The organism is Bacillus cereus group sp. MYBK220-1, from assembly GCF_051916445.1.
Lineage (GTDB): Bacteria > Bacillota > Bacilli > Bacillales > Bacillaceae_G > Bacillus_A > Bacillus_A cereus.
Map to the genome: position 1 here is coordinate 650,826 of NZ_JBQAGQ010000002.1, position 12,424 is coordinate 663,249.

A 12,424-nucleotide genomic window follows, 5' to 3' on the forward strand; every position below is an offset into this window, starting at 1 on the left:
ATGAAGCAGGTTTTGTTCATGGATACAACGCTTCGTGATGGCGAACAATCACCAGGAGTAAATTTAAATGAACAAGAGAAATTACAAATTGCTAGGCAATTAGAGAGGCTTGGTATTCATGTAATGGAAGCTGGATTCGCGGCAGCTTCCGAAGGCGACTTCCAATCGGTAAAACGTATTGCGAATACAATTCAAAATGCTACGGTTATGAGTTTAGCTAGAGCGAAAGAAAGTGACATTCGAAGAGCATATGAAGCTGTGAAAGGCGCTGTATCTCCTCGTCTACACGTATTTCTAGCTACGAGTGATATTCATATGAAATATAAACTTTGTATGTCAAAAGAAGATGTGTTAAATAGTATTCATCGCTCGGTTACGCTCGGAAAATCATTATTTCCGACAGTACAATTTTCTGCAGAAGATGCGACAAGAACATCGAGAGCATTTTTAGCTGAAGCAGTAGAAATTGCGATTCGAGCAGGAGCGAATGTAATTAATATTCCGGATACAGTTGGATATACAAATCCGGAAGAGTATTATTCTCTTTTTAAATACTTACAAGAATCCGTTCCATCATATGAAAAAGCGATTTTTTCTTGTCATTGTCACGATGATCTTGGTATGGCAGTAGCAAATTCGTTAGCTGCGGTTGAAGGGGGAGCATTGCAAGTAGAAGGAACGATTAATGGCATTGGAGAAAGAGCAGGGAATGCAGCGTTAGAAGAAGTTGCGGTAGCTCTTCATATTAGAAAAGATTTTTATAAAGCAGAGCCTTCGATGACTTTAAAAGAAATTAAGGCGACGAGTATATTAGTAAGCAGGTTAACGGGTATGGTTGTACCGAAAAATAAAGCAATCGTTGGAGCGAATGCATTTGCTCATGAATCGGGCATCCACCAAGACGGGGTTTTAAAAGAAGTAACAACTTATGAAATTATCGAACCAGCGCTTATAGGAGAATCTCAAAATCTCTTTGTACTTGGGAAACACTCTGGCCGTCATGCGTTTACGGAAAAAATGAAAGAGCTTGGTTATGAATTTACAAATGAAGAGCGAGATGCGGCATTCGAAGCATTTAAAAAATTGGCTGATCGTAAAAAGGAAATTACTGAAGAAGATTTACGCGCACTTATGCTTGGTGAAGCAGCATTTGCAGCTCAGCAATATAACATTACGCAATTACAAGTGCATTTCGTATCAAATAGTATACAATGCGCAACAGTTGTGTTGAAGGATGAGGAAGGAAATGTATATGAAGATGCAGCCACTGGTTCTGGTAGTATTGAAGCGATATACAATGCGATTCAAAGAATTTTAGGATTAGAATGTGAATTGGCAGATTATCGCATACAATCTATTACACAAGGTCAAGATGCACTTGCTCACGTTCATGTTGAATTAAAAGAAGGTAGTCACCAAATATCAGGTTTCGGAGTTGCGCAAGACGTATTGGAAGCGTCGGCGAGAGCTTATGTCCATGCAGCAGGGAAATTAAAATCTCTTATAGCGCTTGTGAAATAAATAATTGATAGGTGAGAGAAGCTTTCCTCACCTATCAAATTAAAGTTCTGAAAATTCGGTTAAAAGGAGTGTTAAAAATGGAAAAACGTATCGTTTGTTTAGCTGGTGATGGTGTCGGTCCAGAAGTAATGGAGAGTGCGAAGGAAGTATTGCATATGGTAGAAAGGCTATATGGACATCATTTTCATTTGCAAGATGAGTACTTTGGTGGTGTTGCTATCGATTTAACTGGGCAACCATTACCACAGCGAACACTTGCCGCCTGTTTAGCGAGTGATGCGGTTTTACTTGGAGCAGTAGGTGGACCAAGGTGGGATAGTGCGAAAGAAAGGCCTGAGAAAGGATTATTAGCATTAAGAAAAGGACTCGGTGTATTTGCGAATGTTCGCCCTGTAACGGTAGAAAGTGCAACTGCACATTTATCACCATTAAAAAACGCTGATGAAATTGATTTCGTTGTCGTTCGTGAATTAACAGGCGGAATTTATTTTTCTTATCCGAAAGAGCGAACGGAAGAAGTGGCGACAGATACACTTACGTATCATCGCCATGAAATTGAACGTATCGTTTCGTATGCTTTTCAATTAGCAAATAAGCGGAAGAAAAAAGTAACATCTATTGATAAAGCGAATGTTTTAGAGTCTAGTAAATTATGGAGAACTGTGACAGAAGAAGTAGCACTTCGCTACCCAAATGTGGAAGTAGAACACATTTTAGTAGATGCAGCAGCTATGGAATTAATTCGGAATCCAGGAAGATTTGACGTTATTGTAACGGAAAATTTATTTGGTGATATTTTAAGTGATGAGGCTTCAGTATTAGCTGGATCATTAGGAATGCTTCCATCAGCAAGTCACGCTGAAAAGGGACCTTCATTATACGAGCCTATTCACGGATCAGCACCGGATATTGCGGGGAAAAATAAGGCGAATCCAATTGCGATGATGCGTTCTGTTGCAATGATGCTTGGGCAATCGTTCGGATTAACGAGAGAAGGATATGCAATTGAAGAAGCAGTTTCTGCAGTCCTTAAATCAGGGAAATGTACAGCAGATATCGGGGGGACTGAAACGACAACTTCATTTACAAAGGCAGTTATTCAAGAAATGGAAGAGCAAGCGTTAGTAGGGAGAGGGAGATAATGGGAAAAAGGTTACTAGATAAGCTTTGGGAAAGACATGTAGTTGCGACTAATGAAAATGGATTGGATTTATTATATATCGATCTACATCTTGTTCATGAAGTAACGTCACCGCAAGCCTTTGAAGGCTTGCGGCTTACAAATCGAACAGTCCGCAGACCAGATTTAACATTTGCAACGATGGATCATAATATTCCAACGAAAGATGTTTGGAATATTACCGACCGCATTGCGAAGCAGCAACTAGATACACTTCGGCAAAACTGTAAACAATTTCAGGTGCCATTAGCGGATATCGGAGATGAAGAGCAAGGGATCGTTCATGTAATAGGACCAGAACTTGGACTCACACAGCCAGGAAAAACGATTGTTTGTGGTGATAGTCATACAGCAACACACGGTGCTTTTGGCGCACTAGCGTTTGGTATTGGTACGAGTGAAGTGGAACATGTATTGGCAACGCAAACGTTATGGCAACGAAAGCCGAAAGCGATGGGCATTGAGTTAAAAGGGAAGTTACCGCAAGGTGTCTATGCGAAAGATATTATTTTACACCTTCTTTCAAAGTACGGAGTAGCAGTTGGAACAGGTTACGTAATGGAATTTTATGGAGAGGCCATTCATGCTATGGATATGGAAGAGAGGATGACGCTTTGCAATATGGCAATTGAAGGGGGAGCAAAGGCTGGCATTATTGCACCAGATGAAAAAACGTTTGCTTACGTAAAAGGGCGTAAATATGCACCGAAAGACTATGAATCTATTAAGAAAAAATGGTCAGAACTTTATACAGATTTAGATGCAGTTTATGATTTACATATTCTAGTAGATGTTACGGATTTAGCGCCGTACGTTACGTGGGGAACAAATCCTAGTATGGGTGTTCGGATCGATGAGAAATTGCCAGAAAAGCATGATGCAAATGATGAAAGAGCGTTTTCTTATATGGGATTGAGTCCCGGACAAAGTACGTATGACATTCCAGTTCAACATGTTTTCATTGGATCTTGTACAAATTCCAGGCTTTCTGACTTAGAAATTGCTGCATCTGTCGTGAAAGGTAAAAAAGTAAAAGAAGGTGTGCGAGCACTTGTTGTACCTGGATCTCAAAGGGTAAGAGAAGCAGCGATGCATAAAGGATTACATCGCATATTTGAAGAAGCTGGATTTGAATGGAGAGAGCCCGGATGCTCAATGTGTCTAGGTATGAATCCAGATCAAGTGCCTGAAGGAGAACATTGTGCCTCTACGTCCAATCGCAATTTTGAAGGAAGACAAGGAAAGGGAGCACGAACGCATTTAGTTAGCCCGGCAATGGCGGCAGCGGCTGCGTTATATGGTCATTTTGTTGATATTAGAAAGGAGAGTTATGATGGAGCCATTTCGTATTCATAAAGGTACTGCCGCAGTACTGATGAATGATAACATTGATACAGATCAAATTATTCCGAAGCAATATTTAAAGAGAATTGAAAGAACTGGGTTTGGGAAGTTTTTATTTGATGAGTGGCGATATGATAATAATCGCCAAGAAAACCCTAATTTCCCGCTTAATGCACAAGAAAGAAAAGGAGCCAGCATATTAATTACAGGTGATAATTTTGGATGTGGCTCGTCAAGAGAACATGCTCCATGGGCACTTGCTGATTATGGTTTCCGCGTTATTATCGCTGGAGGATTTGCCGATATCTTTTATATGAATTGTATGAAGAATGGCATGTTACCGATTGTAATGGATAAAGATATGCGTGAACAACTTGCTAAAACAGATGCGAGGGAACAAATTACAGTTGATTTAGAAAATGAAATAATGACAACGAATACGCATAGATTCCATTTTACGATCGAGAAAATGTGGAAAGAGAAGTTATTAAATGGTTTAGATGAAATTAGTATTACAATGCAATATGAACAAGAAATAAAAGAGTATGAAAGAAAAGTGGCTTTACATTAAAAAAATGACGGAATATTAAAAATGTATTTACATTCAAAATTAACTGTTATATACTATGTGAAAATCAGAGGAGAAAGGGAGTAAGTATTATGAATATCGTGCAATCTATTACAATGCTTACACAACTACATCATCATACATGAAACCCTTGAACCTAGCGTGAAAACGTGTAGGTACAAGGGTTATTCCCGTTGTACCTACACTCTACTGAAGAGCCTTGTAGGTATTTTGTCTACAAGGCTCTTTTTATTTTCGGCTTAGGGGAATGAAATAGGCATACATTAGAAGGGGAAAGGTGTGAAAATTTAGATGACAAAATGGAAACGAGCAAACCCGAATGGAACGAGAGATTATTTATTCGAAGAATGTACGTTAATTGAAGAAGTAGAACAAAAATTAAGGCTTACTTTTTTAGAGAGAGGTTATGAGGAAATAAGAACACCTACAATTGAATTTTATGATGTTTTTGCATTTCAAAATAGACCGATAGATGAAGAGAAGATGTATAAATTTTTTGATGAAAAGGGAAGGATTATCGTTTTACGTCCAGATATGACAATTCCTTTAGCGAGAGTTATTGGAACACAGAGATGGGATACGCCACTTAAAGTGACGTATAGCGGGAATGTATTTCGAGCGAATGAATCCCATTCTGGAAAATATAATGAAATCGTACAAAGTGGTATTGAAGTTATCGGGATTGATAATGTAAGAGCTGAAATTGAATGTGTAATAAGTGTCATTCAAGCACTTCAAAAGTTGAAGGTGCAATCTTTTACAATTGAGATTGGGCAAGTACAGTTATATAAATGTATTGTAAAAAAACTCTCCATCCAGGATGAAGAAGAAAGGGTACTTAGAACGTATATAGAAAGTAAAAATTATGCAGCCCTCTCAAATTTTATCGGAGAAAAGAAATTAGATCGATGCGATGAGACAGTAAGATTACTTGAGAAATTGCCAAGGCTATTTGGAAATTTAGAAGTTATTGAGGAAGCAGAAAAGCTTGCTTCAAGTAATGAAATGAAAATGGCAATTGCAAGAGTAAAAGAAATGTATGAAACAATTGAAACGTTAGGATATGGTTCTTACATATCAATTGATTTGGGTATGATTCAACACTTAGATTACTATACGGGTGTTATTTTCAAAGGATATATATATGAAATTGGAGAAGAAATCGTTAGTGGCGGAAGATACGATGAGCTAATTGGGAATTTTGGAGAAATGCTGCCAGCTGTTGGACTCGCGGTACAAGTAAATCAAATTGTGAAGGCGCTGCAAGAGCAGCAAGAACCATATGAACGAAATCAAATTGATATTGTGATTCATTATGAGTTAAATAGATTAGCGGAAGCAGAAAGGCTACGAAATTTACTTCGAAAGGATGGGAAAAATGCTTGGTTATCTCTATTCTCTAATTTAAGCGATACCTTTCAATTTGCAAGAAAAAATAAAATAGGAACGGTCGTTGAGGCAAAGAATGAATATTTAGTGGAATATGTATGGAATGAGAAATGGGTAGTCCAGAAAGAAGGAGAGGCTTCATGCGTAACATTCAAATTGCGTTAACGAAAGGAAGGTTAGAAAAACATGTCATTCCACTTTTTGAGCAGATTGGAATTGATTGTTCCGAGCTCAAAAATAAAGGTCGGAAGCTTGTATTTCAAAGTAAAAATACAAATGTTTCATTTATTTTAGTAAAAGCGGTTGATGTTGCTACTTATGTAGAACATGGGGTAGCTGATATTGGCATCGTTGGAAAAGATATTTTAATGGAAAACGAGAAAGATATTTATGAAATGCTGGATTTAGGAGTGGGGATTTGTAAGTTTTGTGTTGCTTCTATTCCTACGTATAATCCGAAGAGTTACCGGAAGAAAAGAATTGCTACGAAATACCCGCATATTACTTCTACTTATTTTCATGATAAGGGAGAGGATGTAGAAATTATTAAAATAGAAGGTTCTGTAGAAATCGCTCCTCTTCTTGGATTGGCAGATGCGATTGTAGATATTGTTGAAACAGGAAAAACATTACAAGAGAATGGACTTATTGTATTTGAGGAAATGCACTCTATATCGGCTCGGATGATTGTAAATAAGGCAGCCTTAAAAACTAAAAAAGACGAAATATTCAGTATTGTAAATATGATGGAGCAAGAAATCTTATCAAGGAAATAGGAGGACTTAAAATGAAAATCATTTATGAAGACTTTAAGGAGGCATTATCTAAAGTAAAAGTGCTAAGAGAAAACGCTAATATAATAGAAGAAACTGTTCAAAGAAGTGTAAGAGAAATCATTAGAAATGTAAGGGAAGGGAAAGGTGAAGCTTTATCTTTCTATACAAAAAAGTTTGATGGTGTAGAGATGAAAGATTTTCGTGTAAGTGAAGAAGAAATACAGCAAGCGAGTATGTTTGTAAAGAATTCATTTTTAGAAGCTTTAAAAGAGGCGAAGAAAAACATTGTTTCGTATCACGAAAAGCAAAAGAAGCACTCAATATTCGATTGTGAAAGTAAAGGCGTAATTAGAGGGCAACTCATTCGGCCGTTAGAAAATGTAGGTGTATATGTACCGGGTGGGACAGCCTCATATCCTTCTTCAGTATTAATGAATGTATTGCCGGCGAAACTCGCAGGTGTGAAAAAGATTGTAATGGTAACACCGCCGAGGAAAGGAGGAATTGATCCGCATATATTAGCTGCTGCAAATCTTGCGGGAGTAGATGAAATTTATACGATAGGTGGCGCGCAAGCAATTGCTGCTTTAGCATACGGGACGGAATCGATTCCGAAAGTGGATAAAATAGTTGGACCGGGAAATTTGTATGTCGCTCTAGCGAAGCGAGAAGTATACGGAATAGTAAATATCGATATGATTGCTGGTCCATCAGAAATTGTAGTTGTCGCGGATGAAACAGGTAATGCAAAATATATCGCAGCGGATTTATTATCGCAAGCAGAGCATGATGAGAGAGCAACGGCGATTTGTATTACAACGAATATGGAACTAGCTAAAGAAGTAGAAAAAGAGATAGAAAGACAGTTAGAAATGTTACCAAGAAGTGAAATTGCACGTGAATCAATAAATAGAAATGGAGCCATCTTTATCGTTCCTTCTTTAGAGGAGGCGCTAAAGTTATCAAATGAAATTGCTCCAGAACATTTAGAGTTACATATAAAAGAACCAATGAATGCTCTAGATTATGTGAAACATGCAGGCTCTATTTTCCTTGGGCCATATTCACCTGAACCGCTCGGGGATTATTTAGCGGGACCGAATCATGTATTACCAACGAGCGGAACGGCAAGATTTTTTTCTCCGTTATCAGTCGATGATTTCGTGAAAAAATCAAGTTTTATTTCTTATACGGAGGAAGCATTAAAAAATGTACAGCATCATATTGTAGAGCTTGCAAATAAAGAAGGGTTACATGCACATGCGAGAGCAATCCAAATAAGGTTTGAGGAGGAACAATAATGCGTCAGTCCAGTCAAGTACGTGAGACGACAGAAACAAAAATTAAATTAAGTTTGCAGCTTGATGAAAGTACAAATGTATCTATTCAAACGAGGGTTGGTTTTTTCGATCATATGCTTACTTTATTTGCTAGACATGGAAGATTTGGATTGCAAGTTGAAGCAGAAGGTGATGTATTTGTCGATGCACATCACACCGTTGAAGATGTTGGAATTGTACTCGGAAATTGCTTGAAAGAAGCATTGCAAAACAAAGAGGGAATTAATCGTTACGGTTCTGCGTATGTACCGATGGATGAATCTTTAGGATTTGTCGCAATTGATATAAGTGGACGCTCATATTGTGTATTTCAAGGGGAATTAACAAATCCGAAGCTCGGGGATTTTGATACAGAATTGACGGAAGAATTTTTTAGAGCAGTTGCACATGCTGCCAATATTACATTACATGCGCGCGTTCTGTACGGAAGTAATACACATCACAAAATTGAAGCATTATTTAAAGCTTTTGGTAGAGCGCTTAGAGAAGCGGTCGAAAAAAATGCCAACATTACTGGTGTAAATTCAACGAAAGGAATGTTGTAATTGATTGCCATTATAGATTATGGAATGGGGAATATTCGCAGTGTAGAGCAAGCATTAAAATATATTGGCGCAGAGTACATTGTAACGAGTGATAAAAAAGAGATATTGAGAAGCGATGGCGTGATTTTACCGGGAGTAGGTGCATTTCCGAAAGCGATGGACGTATTAGAAGAAAGAGATTTAGTGTGTGTACTAAAAGAAGTTTGTGACATAGGAAAACCACTCCTCGGTATATGTTTGGGTATGCAACTTTTATTTGAACGAAGTGAGGAACTAAAAGATTGTAGCGGGTTAGGTTTACTACCAGGGGAAATTCGTAAGTTAAAAGTTTCGTATAAAATTCCTCATATGGGATGGAATGAATTAAGGAAGGAAAGAGAATTTCCGCTTTGGAATGGATTAGTGGATGGTTCTTTCGTGTATTATGTTCACTCATATTACGCGGATTGTCCAGATGAAATTGTATGCGGAGTAAGTGATTATGGAATGCAAGTACCAGGGTTTGTCGCGAAAGGAAATGTATTTGGTGCACAGTTTCATCCAGAAAAAAGTGGTGAAATTGGCATGCAAATATTAAAAAATTTTCAAGGGGTGGTAGAAGCATGGAAATCTTCCCAGCTATCGATTTAAAAGAAGGACGATGCGTTAGACTTTATCAAGGAGAGTTTAGTAAAGAAACGGTGATGAATGAAGATCCGGTAGCGCAGGCAATCATATTTGAAAAGCTTGGAGCGGAAATACTACACATTGTTGATTTAGACGGTGCAATTGCTGGCGAGTCGTTAAATTTGCCCGTCATTGAAAAAATCTGCAAGGCGGTACGTATTCCTGTGCAAGTGGGAGGAGGAATTCGTTCACTTGTAGCGGTGGAGAAGTTATTGTCAGTAGGTGTAGAAAAAGTGATTTTAGGAACAGCAGCTCTTTATGATAAGTCATTTTTAGAGGAAGCAGTTCGTCTATATAAAGAGAAAATCATTGTTGGAATTGATGCGAAAAATGGTTTCGTAGCAACGAGAGGTTGGCTTGATCTGTCTGAAATTTCTTATATTAGTTTAGCGAAACAAATGGAAAGTTTAGGTGTTCAAACGATTGTGTTTACAGACATTTCGAAAGACGGGACGCTTGCAGGGCCAAATTTTGAACAATTGGCGTTACTTCAAAAAAGTGTGGGCATTCGTCTCATTGCCTCTGGAGGAGTGGCATCTATTCAAGATGTGAAAAAGTTAAATGATATGAATATATATGGTGTCATAATTGGAAAGGCGCTTTACGAGAAAACGATTGATTTAGAAGAAGTGTTACAGGTAACGAAGTTATGTTAGCGAAACGAATTATTCCATGTCTAGATGTGAAAGAAGGGCGAGTCGTAAAGGGTGTAAATTTTATAGGATTACAAGATGTCGGTGATCCGGTTGAAATAGCTGAAGCATATAACGTGGCAGGGGCAGATGAAATCGTATTTTTAGATATTACAGCGACTCATGAAGGAAGAAAAACGATTATAGATGTTGTAGAAAAAACAGCAGCTAAAGTATTTATTCCTCTTACGGTTGGCGGGGGGATTTCAAGTGTGAAAGATATGTACAATTTACTAAGAGCTGGAGCAGACAAAGTTTCAATAAACTCAGCGGCAGTGCGAAACCCGAAGCTAATAGAAGAGGGCGCAGAACACTTTGGATCACAATGTATTGTCGTGGCAATTGACGCTAGAAAAGTAGCAGAAGATAAATGGAACGTATACGTCAACGGCGGAAGAGTTGACACAGGAATGGATGCCATAGAATGGGCGAATCGTGTTGTTAAACTTGGGGCAGGTGAAATTTTGTTAACGAGTATGGATGCAGATGGAACGAAAAGCGGATATGACCTTCGTTTAACAGAAGAAATTTCAAAAAGTGTTTCTATTCCAGTCATCGCATCAGGGGGCTGTGGTCATACGGATCATATTATAGAAGTTTTTCAAAAGACAACAGTTGATGCAGCGTTAGCGGCATCCATCTTTCATTATGGTGAGGCGACAGTGCATAGTGTAAAGCGAAAATTAAGAGATGCAAATATTGAGGTGCGGTTATGAAACCTAATTTTTCAAAAGGATTAATACCGGCAATTGTCATCGAAGAAGGTACGAAAGACGTTTTAATGCTAGCTTATATGAATGAAGAAGCATATGAAAAAACGTTAGAGACGAAAAGAACATGGTTTTATTCTCGTTCGAGGCAGTCGTTATGGAATAAGGGGGAAACATCAGGGAATGTTCAATATGTGCAATCTTTATATTTAGATTGTGATCAAGATTCAATTGTTGTGAATGTGAAACAAGTAGGACCTGCTTGTCATACGGGAGAGAAGACATGTTTTCACTATCAAATTATATAGGGGGATACATATGGAAAATGCCTTTAAGTTGCTGTATAAAACAATTGAAGAACGAAAGGGAAGCCCACTTCCTGAATCGTATACAAATTATTTATTTTCAAAAGGAGAAGATAAAATTTTAAAGAAGATTGGTGAAGAGTGTGCTGAAGTAATTATCGCATGTAAAAATAATGATAAAGAAGAAGTAGTGAAAGAAATGGTTGATGTATTTTATCACTGTTTCGTTTTATTAGCTGAAAAAAATATTGCATTGGAAGATGTCATGCGAGAGGTGAAAGAACGAAATGGAAAGCTTTCGAAAGTTGGGGATAGAAGGGAAATAGATACATTATAAGGGGAAATGTATATGAAAGTAGATTATCATCTTCACTTAGAAGAAGGACCGTATTCAATAGGATGGCTTGCTAAAATAAATGAAGCGTTGGAATGTTATGAACCGCTTCAAGAAAGGCATTCTATTGATTGGCTTATGAAAACACAAGAGCGTTTGCAAAAGCGTGTGAAGGAAGGGCCATTTACAACAGAATGGATAGATCTATATTTAGAAGAAGCTGTACGAAAAGGAATAAAAGAAGTGGGAATTGTTGATCATCTATATCGTTTTCATGAAGCAAAAGGATATTATGAAAAATATGTAGATATTAGTGATTCTAAGCTCGGTCGTATACAGAAAGAATGGTTGGATCAAGTAAGGGTAGTTTCACTGTATGATTTTACAAAGGCAATTGAAGAGGCGAAAGAACGATGGGGGAAAAGAGGTGTCACACTTAAACTTGGAATTGAAGCGGATTATTTTATTGGTTGTGAAGGAGAGTTAAAAGAATTATTAGCGCTAGGAGACTTTGATTATGTAATTGGTTCCGTTCATTTTCTAAATGGCTGGGGATTTGATAATCCAGATACGAAAGAATATTTTGAGGTGCATGACCTACGCGCGTTATATGATATGTTTTTTAAAACAGTTGAGAGTGCGATTCGTACCGAGTTATTTGATATTATCGCTCATCTTGATAATATAAAGGTATTTAATTATCGATTGGATGAGAATGAACAGCTTTCTTATTATGAGGAAATTGCCTGTGCATTAGTAGAAACGAATACGGCAACAGAAATAAATGCAGGATTATACTATCGTTATCCTGTTCGTGAAATGTGCCCAAGTCCACTATATTTACAAGTATTAGCTAAGTATGGTGTTCCAATTACGATTTCTTCGGATGCCCATTACCCAAATGATTTAGGGAATTATGTACAAGAAAATATACAAACATTACGAACTCACGGTGTTACTCAGGTTGCAACATTTACGAAGCGAGCAAGAGTAATGAGGTCGCTTGAAGAAGAAGTAACAAATTCAAAATGAA

At 37.7% G+C, this 12,424-nt stretch carries 14 protein-coding genes; all 14 read left to right on the forward strand.

Annotated elements, in window-relative coordinates:
• The 14 genes from leuA to ACTFRU_RS10335 all read left to right on the forward strand — a co-directional run bounded on the left by leuA (position 1) and on the right by ACTFRU_RS10335 (position 12,423).
• Entirely contained in the window at positions 1 to 1,521 is a 1,521-nt protein-coding gene (leuA, locus tag ACTFRU_RS10270) for a 2-isopropylmalate synthase (RefSeq protein ID WP_157418847.1), read from the forward strand.
• A 77-nt stretch (positions 1,522 to 1,598) separates the two neighbouring features.
• On the forward strand, positions 1,599 to 2,663 hold the full coding sequence (leuB, locus tag ACTFRU_RS10275; RefSeq protein ID WP_000415384.1) for a 3-isopropylmalate dehydrogenase: 1,065 nt from the start codon (positions 1,599 to 1,601) through the stop codon (positions 2,661 to 2,663).
• Positions 2,663 to 4,057, forward strand: coding sequence for a 3-isopropylmalate dehydratase large subunit (gene leuC / locus ACTFRU_RS10280; protein ID WP_000518111.1), 1,395 nt, complete (start codon positions 2,663 to 2,665; stop codon positions 4,055 to 4,057). The genes leuB and leuC overlap by 1 nt, the downstream gene beginning before the upstream one ends.
• Entirely contained in the window at positions 4,035 to 4,616 is a 582-nt protein-coding gene (gene leuD / locus ACTFRU_RS10285) for a 3-isopropylmalate dehydratase small subunit (RefSeq protein ID WP_000433189.1), read from the forward strand. The genes leuC and leuD overlap by 23 nt, the downstream gene beginning before the upstream one ends.
• Before the next feature lie 309 nt (positions 4,617 to 4,925).
• Positions 4,926 to 6,188, forward strand: coding sequence for an ATP phosphoribosyltransferase regulatory subunit (locus ACTFRU_RS10290; RefSeq protein WP_000170298.1), 1,263 nt, complete (start codon positions 4,926 to 4,928; stop codon positions 6,186 to 6,188).
• Positions 6,164 to 6,799, forward strand: coding sequence for an ATP phosphoribosyltransferase (hisG, locus tag ACTFRU_RS10295; RefSeq protein ID WP_086389299.1), 636 nt, complete (start codon positions 6,164 to 6,166; stop codon positions 6,797 to 6,799). Before ACTFRU_RS10290 ends, hisG begins: the two co-directional genes overlap by 25 nt.
• 11 nt (positions 6,800 to 6,810) lie before the next feature.
• Positions 6,811 to 8,100 (forward strand): histidinol dehydrogenase, encoded by a 1,290-nt coding sequence (gene hisD / locus ACTFRU_RS10300; protein WP_440037625.1) that lies wholly within the window; start codon positions 6,811 to 6,813, stop codon positions 8,098 to 8,100.
• Positions 8,100 to 8,684 carry an imidazoleglycerol-phosphate dehydratase HisB gene (hisB, locus tag ACTFRU_RS10305; protein ID WP_001249960.1) on the forward strand — a complete coding sequence of 195 codons (585 nt, stop codon included), beginning with the start codon at positions 8,100 to 8,102 and terminating at the stop codon, positions 8,682 to 8,684. Before hisD ends, hisB begins: the two co-directional genes overlap by 1 nt.
• Positions 8,685 to 9,314: an imidazole glycerol phosphate synthase subunit HisH gene (hisH, locus tag ACTFRU_RS10310; protein ID WP_000560360.1), complete on the forward strand. Its 630-nt coding sequence runs from the start codon at positions 8,685 to 8,687 to the stop codon at positions 9,312 to 9,314.
• Complete coding sequence (gene hisA, locus ACTFRU_RS10315; RefSeq protein WP_000402296.1) at positions 9,287 to 10,006, forward strand: 1-(5-phosphoribosyl)-5-[(5-phosphoribosylamino)methylideneamino]imidazole-4-carboxamide isomerase; 720 nt, start codon at positions 9,287 to 9,289, stop codon at positions 10,004 to 10,006. Before hisH ends, hisA begins: the two co-directional genes overlap by 28 nt.
• The gene (gene hisF / locus ACTFRU_RS10320) at positions 10,000 to 10,758 is read left to right on the forward strand and encodes an imidazole glycerol phosphate synthase subunit HisF (RefSeq protein ID WP_000880112.1); all 759 of its coding nucleotides are present in this window, start codon (positions 10,000 to 10,002) and stop codon (positions 10,756 to 10,758) included. Before hisA ends, hisF begins: the two co-directional genes overlap by 7 nt.
• Entirely contained in the window at positions 10,755 to 11,060 is a 306-nt protein-coding gene (gene hisI, locus ACTFRU_RS10325; protein ID WP_000803955.1) for a phosphoribosyl-AMP cyclohydrolase, read from the forward strand. The genes hisF and hisI overlap by 4 nt, the downstream gene beginning before the upstream one ends.
• 10 nt (positions 11,061 to 11,070) lie before the next feature.
• The gene (hisE, locus tag ACTFRU_RS10330; protein WP_440037626.1) at positions 11,071 to 11,394 is read left to right on the forward strand and encodes a phosphoribosyl-ATP diphosphatase; all 324 of its coding nucleotides are present in this window, start codon (positions 11,071 to 11,073) and stop codon (positions 11,392 to 11,394) included.
• Positions 11,395 to 11,406: 12 nt separating this feature from the next.
• The gene (locus ACTFRU_RS10335; protein WP_440037627.1) at positions 11,407 to 12,423 is read left to right on the forward strand and encodes a histidinol phosphate phosphatase domain-containing protein; all 1,017 of its coding nucleotides are present in this window, start codon (positions 11,407 to 11,409) and stop codon (positions 12,421 to 12,423) included.
• The last annotated feature ends 1 nt before the right edge of the window (position 12,424 follow it).

What these genes read in the sequence shown, in the direction of transcription:
- hisF (WP_000880112.1), top strand. Translation starts at nt 10,000, where the DNA reads ATGTTAGCGAAACGAATTATTCCATGTCTAGATGTGAAAGAAGGGCGA.
- hisA (WP_000402296.1), top strand. Translation starts at nt 9,287, where the DNA reads ATGGAAATCTTCCCAGCTATCGATTTAAAAGAAGGACGATGCGTTAGA.
- leuC (WP_000518111.1), top strand. Translation starts at nt 2,663, where the DNA reads ATGGGAAAAAGGTTACTAGATAAGCTTTGGGAAAGACATGTAGTTGCG.
- hisE (WP_440037626.1), top strand. Translation starts at nt 11,071, where the DNA reads ATGGAAAATGCCTTTAAGTTGCTGTATAAAACAATTGAAGAACGAAAG.
- ACTFRU_RS10335 (WP_440037627.1), top strand. Translation starts at nt 11,407, where the DNA reads ATGAAAGTAGATTATCATCTTCACTTAGAAGAAGGACCGTATTCAATA.
- leuA (WP_157418847.1), top strand. Translation starts at nt 1, where the DNA reads ATGAAGCAGGTTTTGTTCATGGATACAACGCTTCGTGATGGCGAACAA.
- hisD (WP_440037625.1), top strand. Translation starts at nt 6,811, where the DNA reads ATGAAAATCATTTATGAAGACTTTAAGGAGGCATTATCTAAAGTAAAA.
- ACTFRU_RS10290 (WP_000170298.1), top strand. Translation starts at nt 4,926, where the DNA reads ATGACAAAATGGAAACGAGCAAACCCGAATGGAACGAGAGATTATTTA.
- hisG (WP_086389299.1), top strand. Translation starts at nt 6,164, where the DNA reads ATGCGTAACATTCAAATTGCGTTAACGAAAGGAAGGTTAGAAAAACAT.
- leuB (WP_000415384.1), top strand. Translation starts at nt 1,599, where the DNA reads ATGGAAAAACGTATCGTTTGTTTAGCTGGTGATGGTGTCGGTCCAGAA.
- leuD (WP_000433189.1), top strand. Translation starts at nt 4,035, where the DNA reads ATGGAGCCATTTCGTATTCATAAAGGTACTGCCGCAGTACTGATGAAT.
- hisI (WP_000803955.1), top strand. Translation starts at nt 10,755, where the DNA reads ATGAAACCTAATTTTTCAAAAGGATTAATACCGGCAATTGTCATCGAA.
- hisB (WP_001249960.1), top strand. Translation starts at nt 8,100, where the DNA reads ATGCGTCAGTCCAGTCAAGTACGTGAGACGACAGAAACAAAAATTAAA.